The sequence below is a fragment of the Phenylobacterium sp. genome, from assembly GCF_030693405.1.
Taxonomy (GTDB): domain Bacteria; phylum Pseudomonadota; class Alphaproteobacteria; order Caulobacterales; family Caulobacteraceae; genus Phenylobacterium.
Window position 1 is genome coordinate 1 of record NZ_JAUYAW010000053.1, and the last position, 13365, is coordinate 13365.

Genomic DNA, 13365 nt, shown 5'->3' on the forward strand with positions numbered 1-13365 from the left:
GATAAGCTGCACCACAGGTTCAAGGATCGCCGTCTTGTCATTGAACCGACGGTAGAAAGGCCAGCTGAGATCGGCGCCGACCGTGGCCATGGCCCGGGTTTCAGTCCGGCTGTCATACCCATCCAGCGGCACGTCGCTCAGGCTGTAGGCGTCGGCGCGCAGATTGGCGAACGGCTCAAGGCGAAGCCCGGCCTGGGTGGTGAAGGTGCGACGCCAGTCGGCCTGGGCCACCACACGCCGGCTGTCGAGGCCCGGGACATAGGCCGCCGCGGTGCTGCTGGGTGACAGGTCCCGCTCCAGGGCCACCGCATTGGCCCGCAGGCGAAGACGCCCGCCGGCCAGCCGTACATCGGGGGTCCATCGCCCCTCGATCAGGGGCGCCACGGTAGGGAAGGTGCGGTCGTCATCACCGGGGCGCAGGCCCTGGATGTCGAACGCCGCCAGCGACAGATAGGAGTCCTCATCCTGGCGGATCGCATAGACCTGGGAGATCAGCCGCCGGTCGTCGGCGATATAGGGTCCGCGGGACTGATAGACGTCGCCGATCTCGTATTTGTCGAACAACAGGTCATCAGACGTGCGCTCGGCCGTGAAGCCCCAGTCCCAGTTCTCGTCGATGGCGAAGGCGCCTCGGGCGAGGATGTAGCTGCGTGAGGTCTGGTCCCCGAACTGGCCGGCTGAATCGAAATCCTTGGCGTAGGTGTAGCCACCCCGGAGATCGACCTCGCCGGAATAAAACCGCTTGCGGTAGCGGGCGTTGAGGAAGGGCTCGACCTTGGCGTTGATCTGCGGACTCAGCGTCAGGTCCGAATAATCAGATAAGACAAATAGATACGGCTGTTCGTAGGAGAAGCCGCGACGATCTGAGGCGGAGATGTCCGGCGTCAGAAGCCCCGACTTGCGCTCTGCCTGCGGATCGGGATGCCAGAAGAGCGGCAGGTAGAGAACCGGCGCGCCAAACAGGCGGAACACAGCGTGGCGGTAATAGACCAGCTGGCGCTCGCGATCCTGCACCACCTTGTCGGCCTGGATCGACCAGGTCGGCGTCTTGGCTTCGCTGTCGGCGCAGATATCGCAGGGTGTGTAGATGGCGCGGTTCAGCTCGTTGACGTTCTCATTCCGCCGCACGGCGCTGGCGGCGGCGAGCTTCACATTCTGCGGCAGTCGGGCGGCGAAGCCGCGGGCGACGCCGGCGCGCATCTGATCGTCCATGACGATCTCACGGGCGAACTCCACGCTGCCGTCAGGATTGATGATCTGCACATTGGAGGCCTCCAGCACGCCCTGGGCCTCGTCATAGGTCAGGGCGTCGGCCCGCAGATTGCGGCTGTCATAGCGGGCTTCAACGTCGCCGGAGGCCGTCGTGCGCGGCCGGGCGTCGTCTCGCTCGACCGTGTCCGCCTCAAGATAGATGGCGCCAGGCGTGAGGCCGTCTGAGCCAGACCCCGCGCGCTGCGCCGGTGCATCCTGGGCGAAGGCGGTCCCCGCACACAGGCTCGCCACCGCAGCCCCCGCCAGGAGGCTGCGCTTGACCGAGGCGAGCGAGGTGCGCCGAGGTGACGTCTTCAAACGTGAATCCCTTCTTGCCGCGGACCCGAGCCCAGGGAATAGCGGCGTGGCGGCGTCTTTCAACCGTCTTCGGTGTAGCAGAGCAGGGTGAGGCCCGACAGCAGGGCGATCACCGGCGGCGCCCAGGCCGCGGCGGCCAGGGGAATGATGTCGGCATTGGCCAAGGCGCCGGCGAACTCGTTGAGGAAGAAGAAGACGAAGCCCAGCGCCACGCCCGCGCCCGCCAGACCTGCCAGTCCGCCAAGCCGCGCCAGTCGAAGGGAGAAGGCGGCCGCCAGGATGGTCATGGCTGCGAACAGCAGCGGCGTGGCCAGAAGCTGCTGGAACCGCAACTGATAGCGACTGGCGCTGAAGCCCGCCTGCTCGGTGGTGCGGATCGCCGCCGGCAGGCGCCAGAAGGCGATCGCCTGGGGCGAGGCGAAACGTTCGAGCGCCGACTCGCTGTCGAGGCTGGAGCGCAGGGAAAGACTTTCGGACCGGACGGAACTCTCACCGGCGGCGGCCTCGCGGACGTCCGTCAGCCGCCAGAATCCAGGCAACAGCCGCGCCTCTGCAGCCTCCAGGCGCCGCCTGAACTCCGGCACGCCCGCGTCGTTCTTCTGGTAGATGAACAGGGAGACGCCACGCAGCACCACGGTCCCTTCGACGATCTCGCGGTCCTTGGCGTGGATCACGATCTGACTGCGCTCATCCCCTTGCCGTAGCCAGATGTCCTCTGGGGCGTCCACCAGATAGTTGTCCATGATCCGGGCGCGCTCGATCCCGAACCGGGCGTTGGACGCCGCCGCCAGAGGGTTGAGCAGGGTGACCGACAGGGCGCCGATGACCGCCGCGGCCGCCGCAGTTGGCAGGATGAAGCGCCACGCCGACACGCCAGCGGCTCGCATGGCCACCAGCTCGCTGCGTCGATTGAGGCTGACATAGGCGGCCATGCAGCCGAACAGGAAGACAAAGGGCAGCAGCACTAGCACCAGGCTGGGGGTGCCGAGCGCGGTCAGGGCGAACAGCTCGGCGACGCTGACCTCGGCCCGGACGCCGACGGAGCGCGACAGCTCGACAAACTGCACGAGGATGATCACCGCGGTGATCACCGCCAGGGCCACGCCCACGCTCAGCAGGCTGCGCGACAGCACATAGGCTTCGATCCGGCCAAACCTCATGCGGGCGCTCCGGCCGGGGCGATGCGGGACGGACGCTTGCGCATGTCGATGAACCGCGACACCCGCTGGCGGAACACGCTGCGCAGGGCCAGCCCCATGGCGATCAGCGGCACGGCATACTGCAGGGCGTTGAGCCAGACCCCGGATTCCGAAGCGGCCTGAACCACGAAGCCGAGGATTCGGGTCAACGCCGCAGCTGCGCCGGCCCAGGCGATCCGCCGGCCATAGCCCATGCGGTCATATCCGCCGCCCAGGATGGCCGCCAGGGCCAGGGCCATGAAGGCGATGTTGTAGAGGGGTGTAGCCAGCCGGGCGTGGCCCTCGGCCAGCATCTCCAGACGATTTCGCCGCTCCCAGTCCTGCTCGAGGTCGGGGAAGAACAGCTCGTGCAGGTAGCGATCGGACGGCTTGTAGTGGACCAGCTCTTCCGAGGCGACCAGCGGGCCGAGGTCGAAAATGTACTCGTCGAAGGTCAGATAGTTGAGCACCCCGGTGGCGCTGAATTCCTGCGTCGAGCCCCGCGACATGACCAGGACGGGGGTTCCGCCGCGGGTCGCCATCCGCCCCTCATCGGCGGTGTAGGTGGTCGCTGAGCCATCGCTCTCGGCGACGTGGATGAACAGGTTCCCCATCCGGCCGCGGCTGTCGACGCTCTGGGCGTAGACGGTCAGACCGGGCGCCGGTTCGGTGAATTCGCCCTCCCGGACCAGGGTGGCGGCGAGGTCCGTCCGCACGTCGAACAGGGTGTTTCGCAGCTCCCGATAGGCGGCCGGCTGGATGAACAGATTCATGACCAGGGCGAGCAGGGCGATGATCACCGCCAGACGCATGGGCGGCGCGATGACCCGCCAGCGGCTCATGCCGCCAGCGAAGCAGACCACGAGTTCCTGCTCGCTCTGAAGGCGGTTCAGGGCCACCAGGGCGGCGACGAACAGGGCGAGCGGCAGGACCATGTTGATCAGTTGCGGCATGGCCAGCATGGTGATCTTCAGAAAGACGCCGGCGCTCTGGCGCTGATTGATGATGACGTCGAGCGCCGACAGGCTCTGGCTCAGCAGAGCCACAGCGGTGAGGGCGAGCGTCGCCAGCAGGGTCGGACCCAGCAGCTGGCGAAGCAGATATCGGTCGATCAGGCGCATGGAAAAAAGGCGTCGCCGGGCTGATTTGGCGCGCCCTGGGCGCGAAGCTGTTCTAAACCATGCGTCGCCGCGCCACACAACCGCCGCAGGTGACGCCAGACTGGGCGTCCTGTCGGTGGAGCGCCTTCAGCTTTGCTTTGGTTGAGATATCGCATGGACATTCAATTCGTCTCGGCTGCTACGGACATCACCGAGAAGTCGGCCCTGGCCATTATCGTTTTTGAGGGCGCCGTGCTGACGGGCGCCGCCGCCGACGCCGACAGCCAGACCGCAGGTGTGGTCGGCCGCGCCCTGGCGCAAGGCCGCTTCACCGGCGCCAAGGGCCAGATCCTCGATCTGGCCGCGCCGGCTGGACATTCCGCCGGGCGACTGCTCCTGGTCGGGGCCGGCAAGCGCGAGGCCTTCGACGCTGTGGGCGCCGAACACGCTGCGGCCAGCGCCTATGGCGCGGTCAAGCTGTCGGGGCTCACGACCCTGCGGATCGCCTTCGCCGACGACGGCGCCGCCCAGCCGGAACGCGCCGCCCTTGGGGTGCGCCTGGCCTCATATCGGTTCGACCGCTACCGGACCAAGGAACCGGCCGACAAGAAGCCCTCCATCGTGAAGGCTGAGATCGTCTGCGCCGATGTGGAGGCCGCCAAGGCCGCGTTCGCCGCTCAGTCGGCCCTGGCCGACGCCATCGCGTTCGCCCGTGATCTGGTTTCTGAGCCGCCGAATGTCCTCTATCCGGCGGAATTCGCCCGGCGCGTGAAGGGGCTCGAAAGCCTCGGCCTGGAGGTCGAAATCCTCGGCGAGGCCGAGATGGAGAAGCTCGGCATGGGCTCGCTGCTCGGCGTCGGCCGCGGCAGCGCCAAGGACAGCCAGCTGGCCATCATGCGCTGGAACGGCGCCGCTGATCCCACCGCCCAGCCGGTCGCTTTTGTGGGCAAGGGTGTCTGCTTCGACACCGGCGGCATCTCGATCAAGCCGGCCGACGGCATGGAGGACATGAAGTGGGACATGGGCGGCGCCGCCGCGGTGGCCGGTCTCATGCACGTGCTGGCCGGCCGCAAGGCCAACGTCAACGCCGTAGGCATTCTGGGTCTTGTTGAGAACATGCCGGATGGCGACGCCCAGCGTCCTGGCGACGTGGTGACCAGCATGTCGGGCCAGACCATCGAGATCATCAATACCGACGCCGAAGGCCGCCTCGTGCTGGCCGACGCCCTCTGGTACTGCCAGGACCGCTTCAAGCCCAAGTTCATGGTCGATCTGGCCACCCTCACGGGCGCGATCATCATCAGCCTCGGCAACGACTATGCCGGCGTCTTCTCCAACAATGACGAACTGGCCGACAATCTGCTGGCCGCCTCCAAGGCCGAGGCCGAGCCCCTGTGGCGCATGCCGCTGCCGGCCGCCTACGACAAGCAAATCGACAGCATAATCGCTGACATGAAGAACACCGGCGGTCGGCCGGGGGGCTCGATCACCGCGGCCCTGTTCCTGCAGCGCTTCGTCAACGGGCTGCCCTGGGCGCACATGGACATCGCCTCCACCGCCTGGAAGAAGCCCTCCAGCGTTCCCACCATCCCTGAAGGCGCCACCGGTTACGGTGTGCGGCTGCTGAACCGCATGGTGGCCGACAAGTACGAGGGCTGATGCCCGTCGGTGGAGAGGGAGGACGCGCGGTGCGGTACGTCCTGCTGCACAGTCCCTTGCTCGGCCCGCTGACCTGGCAGGCTGTCGCAGAGGATCTGCGCGCCCGTGGCGCTCAGGCTGAGGCGCCGGCCTGGCGGCCGCTGACGCAGGTTGCGGGCGGCTTCTATCGAAGTCTGGCCACCGAGCTGGCCCAGGCCGTCGATGTCGCCGGGACCGGACCCGTCACTCTGGTGGCGCACAGTGGCGCCGGCGCGCTGGTTCCGGCCCTGGTCGGGGCCCTGTCCACCCCTGTGGCGGCGACCATCCTGGTGGATGCAATCCTGCCTCATCCAGGGCGGAGCTGGTTCGACACTGCGCCACCGGCCCTGCGACAGGAGCTGACGCTCGCCTCGCAAGGCGGCGAGCTGCCCTCTTGGGATGGCTGGTGGCCCCCCGGTGCGCTGGAGCGGCTCGTGCCCGACCCGAGGCTGCGCGCGGCCCTGGTGGGCGAGCTTGATCCTCTTCCGCTCGCCTTTTTCGAAGAGATCGCTCCCCTTGGCGAGCTTCACGGGGCAGGGGCCTATCTTCAGCTTAGCGGCGCCTATGAGGACCAGGCCCAGGCGGCGCGGGCGCGGGGGTGGCGGGCGCGTAGGCTGCAGCTGAACCATCTGTCGCCCTTGACGGCCCCCCGGGAAGTGGCGGCCTCGATCCACGCCCTGGGCCTGGACCCCACGGAGCCAGGCCGTGGCTGAAGCGCCGTGCGAGGTGTGGTTCTACCACATGGAGCGGTCCAGCCTCGAACAGGTGCTGCCTGACCTGCTGGAGCGCACCCTGGCCCGGAACTGGAAGGCGCTGGTCCGTTCGCGGCTCTCTGATCGCCTTGAGCACCTGGACACCCATCTCTGGACTTACCGGGATGACAGTTTCCTGGCGCACGGTCTGGTGGATGAGCCGCATGCGGCCCATCAGCCGGTTCTCCTTACCCTCGCCATGGACAATCCGAACGGCGCAGATGTTGTCTTCCTGCTGGACGGCGCCGAAGCCGGTCCCCTTGACGGCTTCACCCGTTGCGTCGTCCTGTTCGATGGTCGAGATGAGGCCGCCCTCGCCACAGCACGGGCGCAATGGCGTGCGATCAAGGCCACCGGGCTGCCGGTGAGTTACTGGAAGCAAATGGCCCGCGGTTGGGAGAAACAGGCATGACACGCACGCTCGCACTCACCCTTGGAGCCAGCCTGCTGCTGTTGGGCGCCTGCGCCAGCGAGCCGGCCGGGCCGCCTCCCGTGGCCGAACGTCCGACCTCGCCGCGTCCAGACCCGGCGCCTGCGGCCGACCAATGCGGCGCAGCGCAGGCCCAGCGCCTGGTTGGGCGTAACCGCAGCGAGATTCCGGTGCCGGTAAATCCGGGGCTTCAGCGGGTAGCCTGCACCACCTGCCCGGTGACCATGGACTTTCATCCCCGCCGCCTGAACTTCTTCTACGACGCCGATACCGGGATCATCAAAGAGGTCCGCTGCGGCTGACGGGCCGAGCGGGGGGCTGTCGGCTCATCTCCGAGGTGGGCGGCGCATCCAGCGGGCGATGATGGCGAACGCCGCAGGCGCGACCAGCACGGCGGCGAGCAGCAGATAGATAAGGCGCGCCCAATCCGGCATCGCTGGTCCTCCGTCACCCCATGGCGGAAGATGAGGCGCCGGCCAGCACCGTGTCCAGGGCGCCAAGCAGTCTTTCGAGCTCGATAGGCTTCGGGGTCAAGGCGTCCATCCCTGCGCTCAGATACTCCCGCTCATGGTGCGACATGGCGTTGGCGGTCAGGGCGATGATCGGGGTGCGAGGCCGGCCCTCAGCCTCCTCCCGCGCGCGAATCAGCCGAGTTGCGGTCGGCCCGTCCATCCTCGGCATCTGAACGTCCATGAGGATGACGTCCCACGCCGCGTCAGACCAGGCGGCGACGGCGGCTTCCCCGTCATCGACCAGATGCAGATCGACATCCAGCGGGCCCAGCAGGGTTTTCAGGACAAGCTGGTTCATCGGATTGTCCTCCGCGGCGAGAATTCGCAGCGCGGCGCCCTTCGACAGCGGCAGTCCCGGCGCGGGCGCGGGGGCGCCTTGGTGGACAACGGGCGCCGTCGCGACGCTCAGCGGCAGCTTGACGGTAAAGGTCGAGCCTTGATTGAGCACGCTCTGCACCGATATGGCGCCGCCCATCAGGGTGGAGAGTTCGCGGCAGATGGCGAGGCCGAGGCCTGAGCCCCCGAACTTCCGCGTGGTGGAGGTGTCGGCCTGGACGAACTTCTCGAAGAGGGCGCCGATCCGCTCCGGCGCAATTCCCGGACCCGTATCGGTCACGGTCATGACCAGGTGGCTCTCCTGGGCGCCGACCTTGACCTCGACCGAACCGCGGGCGGTGAACTTCACGGCGTTGGAGACCAGATTGTACAGGATCTGCCGGACCCGCGTCGGATCTCCGCGCCAATAGGCTGGCGCATCCTTGTCGATGAAAAGGCTGAAGGAGAGGTCCTTCTCGGCGGCCAGCGTTGTAAATGCGCCCTGAGCCCCCAGGGCGATCTGGCCGATGTCCACCACGCCGTCTTCGAGCTCCAGGCGGCCAGCCTCGATCCGCGAAAGATCAAGCAGATCATTCAGGAGCACCAGAAGGGTTTCTCCGGCCTGGCGAATGACGGCGAGACGTTCCTTCTGCGTCTCCGGCAACTCCTCCCGCGCCATGGCCTGGGCCATGCCCAATACGCCGTTGAGGGGCGTGCGGATTTCGTGGCTCATCGTGGCCAGAAAGGCGCTCTTGGCGGTGTTGGCGGCGTCAGCCTGATCGCGGGCGCGCTTGAGATTGGTGTTGAGATTGCGCAGCCGCCGTTCCGAGCGCTTCAGGTCAGCGATGGACTGGGTGAAGATCACCACCCGCACCGGCCCTGGTCCTTCGAAGCGCGAGGCGCTCAGGCGATACCACTCGCCGCTCATGGCCTCGTAGGCGCGGGTGAAGGTCGCCTTCTGGCCGTCGATCACGGCGCGTATCCCGCGTTCCAGGGCGCGGCCGTGGCCCCCGGGCAGCCGGCGAAAGATCTCGAACATGTTGAGGCGCGGCGTCTGCTCAGGCGTCGATCGTGCGCCGCCAGCATCGCGAAAGCTCCGATTGGCCTCCACAAGCTGGCCTTGGGCGTCGATCACGGCGACCATTGCGGCGATGCCGTCGATGACGCCGCGGGCGAAGCCCTCGGACTCCTGAAGCTCCCCCAGCGCCCGGCGCATGGTGGTTATGTCCTGGCTGGCCCCTCGGACAGCCACGCAGACTCCGTCCACAAGTTCGGCGGCGCCCATGACCCGCAACCATACCCGGCGGCCATCGCCCGTAAGGGCCTCGGCCTCAAAATCCATACGCTGGCCGGTCTGGGCCGTGCCGATGATCGCGGCGAGGGCGGTCTCCCGGTGTTCCGGAAGATAGACTTCCAGCGCGGTCTGAAAGCTCTCTGCGGTCTCGGTCCGGCCCATCATTTCGCGCAGTTCGGCGCTGTACCGTACCTCGGCTGTGCGGAAATCGATCTCCCAGCCGCCGAGCCCGGCCATGCGGGCGGCGTCGCGCAGCGCCGCAGACGCGGCCACAGACCGCCGCTGAGCGTCCCGGATGGTGGTAATGTCCGTCAGGGTGAGGACATAGCCCTCCAGAGCCCCGCCGGGGGCGAGGACCGGACGGATGTCGGCGTCGACCCAGTAGGTCTCGCCCGTCTTGCGGCGGGCCGACATCTCCGCGCGATGCCCGGCCTGCGCGAGCATGCGCCGCGCCGCGAGGGCTTCTTCGCTCTTGTCCCGTTCGCCCAGCAGAATGTCGCCGGCGCTTTGGCCGATGGCGTCCTCGATCGCGTAACCGGTGATGCTGGTGAAGCCCTCATTGATCCAGGTGATCGTCCCCTGCAGATCAATCAGCGCCATACCATGCGACACGGCGGCCAGAACACGGGCGAGCCGTCCGTCAAGCGCGGTCTCACCGGCTGGAGAATTGGGGGCGATCCGGGAATCCATGCGCATGTTGTGGCCGAGCTTAGGGCCGGGGTGTGAACAAACGCGAAATGGTTACCTGATTCCGCTACCCGGTATGGGGCTGAGGTCCCCTAGGCTGCGGGTGACTTCAACGCTTCGTAGGCTTCGACGGCCGCCAGCCACTCCGCCTCCGCCGCATCAAGCGCAGCCTGCGCCTGGGTCCGTTGTCGACCAAGGGCTGCGGCCTTGTCAGGGCCATCGGCGAAGACCGCCGGATCGCTGAGCTGGGCGTCGATCTTCGCCACGGCCTCCGTGGCCCGGGCCAGGGCCGCCTCGGCCGCTTCGGCCCGGCGGCGGGCATTCCCGGTCGGCGCCTTGCGCGCCGCCGGCGGTGGCGGCGGGGGTGGCGGGGCCGTCTCCCGCACCTGGGTGGGCGCGCGCACCCGGGCCTTGGCCCTCTCGATGACGTAGCGGGAATAGTCCTCCAGATCGCCGTCGAAGGGTACAATGGTTCCGTCCGCTGCCAGCCACAACCGGTCAGCGACCATCTCCATGAGCGAGCGGTCGTGGGTGATCAGGATCACGGCGCCAGCGAACTCGTTCAGGGCCTCAAGCAAGGCGCGGCGGGAGTCGATGTCCAGGTGGTTGGTGGGCTCATCCAGGATCAGGAGGTGAGGCGCCTCGGCGGCCACCATGTTGAGCAGCAGGCGGGCACGCTCGCCGCCAGAGAGATCGGCGACCGTGGTCTCCACCTTGTCGCGGTTGAAGCCGTACTGAGCTAGACGCGAGCGCCGTGAGGCCTCAGAGGCCTCCGGCATGGCGCGGCGAATGATGTCGAGAGGCGTCTCCGTGGGATCCATCGCCTCGATCTGGTGCTGGTGAAACCAGCCGACCCGCATGCGGCGGTCGCGATGCATATGGCCGTGCTCGATGGCCAGGGCCTCGGCGACCATCTTGGCGAAGGTGGACTTGCCAGCCCCGTTGACGCCTAGCAGACCGATGCGGTCGTCCACATCCAGGCGCAAATTCAGGTCCCGCAGGATAGGCGGCCCGCCATAGCCGACGCTAGCCCCCTCCAGGCGCACCAGGGGCGGGGCCAGGGGGCGTTCGGGCGAAGGCAGGGTGAAGGGCGCCACGCTCTCGCTATCGACGGAATCGATCACCGGCAGCTTGGCCAGGGCCTTCAGGCGCGACTGGGCCTGCGTCGCCTTGCTGGCCTTGGCGCGGAAGCGGTCCACGAAGGATTGCATGTGCGCCCGCTTGGCCTCGATCTTCGAGCGCATGGCCTCCTGCAGACGGGCCTTTTCGGCGCGCTGGGTCTCAAAGGCGTCATAGCCACCCGCATAGAGGGTCAGCTTGCCGTCGGCCAGATGCAGGGTGTGATCGACGGAATTGTTCAGAAGGTCGCGATCGTGGCTGATGATCAGGGCGTTGTAGGGATAGGTCTGCAGGCGCGCCTCAAGCCAGAGCGCCCCTTCGAGGTCGAGATAGTTCGTCGGCTCGTCCAGCAGCAGCATGTCGGGTTCGGAGAATAGGGCCGCAGCCAGGGCCACGCGCATCCGCCAGCCGCCGGAAAACTCCGACATCGGACGCTCAAGATCCTCAGTGGAGAAGCCTAGGCCTGAGAGAATCTCGGCGGCGCGGGAGGGCGCGCGATCGGCGTCGATCTCGATCAGCCGGGCGTAGATTTCGCCCATCTGTTCGGGCTCGGCGGTCTCCAGGTCGGCCAGCAGGCCATGGCGAACCTCATCAGCCGCCAGCACGGTGTCGATCAGCGAGACCGGGGTCGCGGGATGCTCCTGGTCCACCGAACCCAGGCGCGCGCCCTTGGGCAGGCTGATCTCGCCAGAGCCCAGGACGAGTTCGCCCTTGATCAGCTTGAAGAGGGTCGACTTGCCCACGCCATTGCGTCCCACCAGGGCGACCTTGGCGTTGCGGGGCAGGGTGACCGTGGCCCCGTCGAAGAAGCGGCGGCCCCAGGCGTCGAAGACCAGTTCGTGAATTTGCAGCATGGGCGTCAGGGCACAACAATAAGAGGCAGGCGAGGATGCGTGCGGCCGCACGCACTCAGGCGGGCTCGCCGTCACAGGGGGAGGGGTCGGGAGTTTCGAGATCTGCGCCGCCGCCGTCCCGACCGTGGCCGCGCTCATAGCAGACCGAGGCTTGCGCGTCAGGCGGTATCGGTCGCTGCGGCTTGGCGCGGACGGGTCTCAGGGCTATACACGCGCGCCTCTGGGCGAAACCCCGCCTCAAGACCCCATTTCTGAAGAAAAATCCCATGACCGAACGCACCTTCTCGATCCTCAAGCCGGACGCGACCGAGCGGAACCTGACCGGCAAGATCAATGCGGTGATCGAAGACGCGGGCCTGCGCATCGTCGCCCAGCGCCGCATCCGCATGACCGAAGCCCAGGCCAAGACCTTCTATGAGGTCCACAAGGAGCGCCCGTTCTACGGTGAACTGGTCGGCCAGATGACCTCGGCCCCGGTGGTCGTGCAGGTCCTGGAAGGCGAAAACGCCGTGGCCAAGTATCGGGAGATCATGGGCGCGACCAACCCGGAACAGGCCGCCGAAGGCACGATCCGCAAGCTGTTCGCCAAGAATGTCGGCGAAAACTCGGTCCATGGCTCCGACAGCCAGGACAACGCCAAGCTCGAGATCGCCCAGTTCTTCACCGAAGACCAGATCGTCGGCTGATCGGCGTCACCGCCGGAACGAGCAAGGGCCGCAGCGGTGACGCTGCGGCCCTTTTTCATGGGCGATGGGCACGCGGTTCAGGCTGCTGTGAGCTCGCCGCAGATGAAGGCGTCTTCGCCGGCGCCCAGCAGCGCGTCGAGCACAGCCGGAGCCTTCTCCGCGCCGACGATCAGCACCATGCCGAGACCGCAGTTGAAGGTCCGGCGCATCTCTTCCTGGGCGACGCCGCCCGTCTCCGCCAGCCAGGCGAACACCGGGGGGAGGGGCCACGCGTCCCAGTCGAAGCGCGCCGCCAGCCCCTCGGCGATCGCCCGCGGCGGGTTCTCCGTCAGGCCGCCGCCAGTGATGTGCGCCAGGCCCTTGACCTGGCCAGCCTTGATCAGCGGCGTCAGGCTGCGGGCATAGATGCGGGTCGGCGTCATCAGGGCCTGGGCCAGGGTCTGACCCTCGGCGAAGGGGGCCGGCGCGTCCCAGGCCAGGCCGGAGCGCTCGACGATCTTGCGGATCAGCGAATAGCCGTTGGAGTGCGGCCCTGAAGAGGCCAGGCCGATCAGCAGATCGCCGGCGCCCTGATCATCCATCCGCGGCAGAACCCGATTGCGATCCACAGCGCCGACGGAGAAGCCGGCGAGATCATAGTCGGCGCCGGCATACATGCCGGGCATCTCGGCGGTCTCGCCGCCCACCAGGGCCGCGCCGGCCAGCTTGCAGCCTTCGGCGATCCCGGCGATCACCCGGGTGGCGACGGCCACGTCCAGCTTGCTGGTGGCCAGATAGTCCAGGAACATCAGCGGCTCGGCGCCCTGCGCCAGCAAATCGTTGACGCACATGGCCACTAGGTCGATCCCGACAGTGTCATGCAGGCCGGTCTCGATGGCGATCTTCAGCTTGGTCCCGACGCCGTCTGTGGTGGTGACCAGCAAGGGATCGTCGTAGCCCGCCGCCTTAAGGTCAAACAGCGCCCCGAAGCCGCCGAGGGACGCCTCAGCGCCCGGCCTCCGGGTCGCCTTGGCCAATGGCTTGATGGCGTCCACAAGGGCGTTGCCGGCGTCGATATCGACACCTGCCTGGGCGTAGGTCAGCCCGTTTGGCCGTTCGGTCATTTGAAAGCCCTCGCCTCAGGGAGGCGTAAATAAAGTGAGGCGCCCTCGCATCGGGCGCTTGCAGACTCGGTCGCGCGCGAGGCTATAGC

At 67.4% G+C, this 13365-nt stretch carries 11 protein-coding genes; 5 read left to right on the forward strand and 6 right to left on the reverse strand.

Going from position 1 to position 13365, the window contains the following annotated elements; genetic code table 11:
* The 3 genes from Q8N19_RS11310 to lptF form a co-directional block, all read right to left on the reverse strand.
* A partial coding sequence (locus tag Q8N19_RS11310) for an LPS-assembly protein LptD (protein ID WP_305590705.1) occupies nucleotides 1-1569 on the reverse strand: 1569 nt, incomplete at its 3' end.
* Between the two features lie 59 nt (nucleotides 1570-1628).
* Nucleotides 1629-2729, reverse strand: coding sequence for an LptF/LptG family permease (locus Q8N19_RS11315; RefSeq protein WP_305590707.1), 1101 nt, complete (start codon nucleotides 2727-2729; stop codon nucleotides 1629-1631).
* Entirely contained in the window at nucleotides 2726-3868 is a 1143-nt protein-coding gene (gene lptF, locus Q8N19_RS11320) for an LPS export ABC transporter permease LptF (protein ID WP_305590709.1), read from the reverse strand. Before lptF ends, Q8N19_RS11315 begins: the two co-directional genes overlap by 4 nt.
* Before the next feature lie 153 nt (nucleotides 3869-4021).
* Between lptF and Q8N19_RS11325 the strand changes: the two genes are divergently transcribed.
* Genes Q8N19_RS11325 through Q8N19_RS11340 form a run of 4 tightly spaced genes read left to right on the forward strand, consistent with a single transcriptional unit; the run spans nucleotide 4022 to nucleotide 7008 of the window.
* On the forward strand, nucleotides 4022-5506 hold the full coding sequence (locus Q8N19_RS11325) for a leucyl aminopeptidase (protein ID WP_305590711.1): 1485 nt from the start codon (nucleotides 4022-4024) through the stop codon (nucleotides 5504-5506).
* Between the two features lie 29 nt (nucleotides 5507-5535).
* Nucleotides 5536-6237 (forward strand): hypothetical protein, encoded by a 702-nt coding sequence (locus tag Q8N19_RS11330; RefSeq protein WP_305590713.1) that lies wholly within the window; start codon nucleotides 5536-5538, stop codon nucleotides 6235-6237.
* Complete coding sequence (locus Q8N19_RS11335; RefSeq protein WP_305590715.1) at nucleotides 6230-6688, forward strand: DNA polymerase III subunit chi; 459 nt, start codon at nucleotides 6230-6232, stop codon at nucleotides 6686-6688. The genes Q8N19_RS11330 and Q8N19_RS11335 overlap by 8 nt, the downstream gene beginning before the upstream one ends.
* Nucleotides 6685-7008, forward strand: coding sequence for a peptidase inhibitor I78 (locus tag Q8N19_RS11340; protein WP_305590717.1), 324 nt, complete (start codon nucleotides 6685-6687; stop codon nucleotides 7006-7008). Before Q8N19_RS11335 ends, Q8N19_RS11340 begins: the two co-directional genes overlap by 4 nt.
* Before the next feature lie 145 nt (nucleotides 7009-7153).
* Here Q8N19_RS11340 and Q8N19_RS11345 read toward each other — a convergent pair whose 3' ends face one another.
* Both Q8N19_RS11345 and Q8N19_RS11350 read right to left on the reverse strand, forming a co-directional pair.
* Complete coding sequence (locus Q8N19_RS11345) at nucleotides 7154-9523, reverse strand: ATP-binding protein (RefSeq protein WP_305590719.1); 2370 nt, start codon at nucleotides 9521-9523, stop codon at nucleotides 7154-7156.
* Between the two features lie 83 nt (nucleotides 9524-9606).
* A complete protein-coding gene (locus Q8N19_RS11350) occupies nucleotides 9607-11487 on the reverse strand; it encodes an ABC-F family ATP-binding cassette domain-containing protein (RefSeq protein ID WP_305590721.1) in 1881 nt (626 codons plus the stop codon).
* Between the two features lie 266 nt (nucleotides 11488-11753).
* Between Q8N19_RS11350 and ndk the strand changes: the two genes are divergently transcribed.
* The gene (gene ndk, locus Q8N19_RS11355; RefSeq protein WP_304754518.1) at nucleotides 11754-12173 is read left to right on the forward strand and encodes a nucleoside-diphosphate kinase; all 420 of its coding nucleotides are present in this window, start codon (nucleotides 11754-11756) and stop codon (nucleotides 12171-12173) included.
* A 77-nt stretch (nucleotides 12174-12250) separates the two neighbouring features.
* On the opposite strand, the gene purM is transcribed toward ndk, so the two are convergent.
* Nucleotides 12251-13276, reverse strand: coding sequence for a phosphoribosylformylglycinamidine cyclo-ligase (gene purM / locus Q8N19_RS11360; RefSeq protein ID WP_305590724.1), 1026 nt, complete (start codon nucleotides 13274-13276; stop codon nucleotides 12251-12253).
* Nucleotides 13277-13365 lie beyond the last annotated feature (89 nt).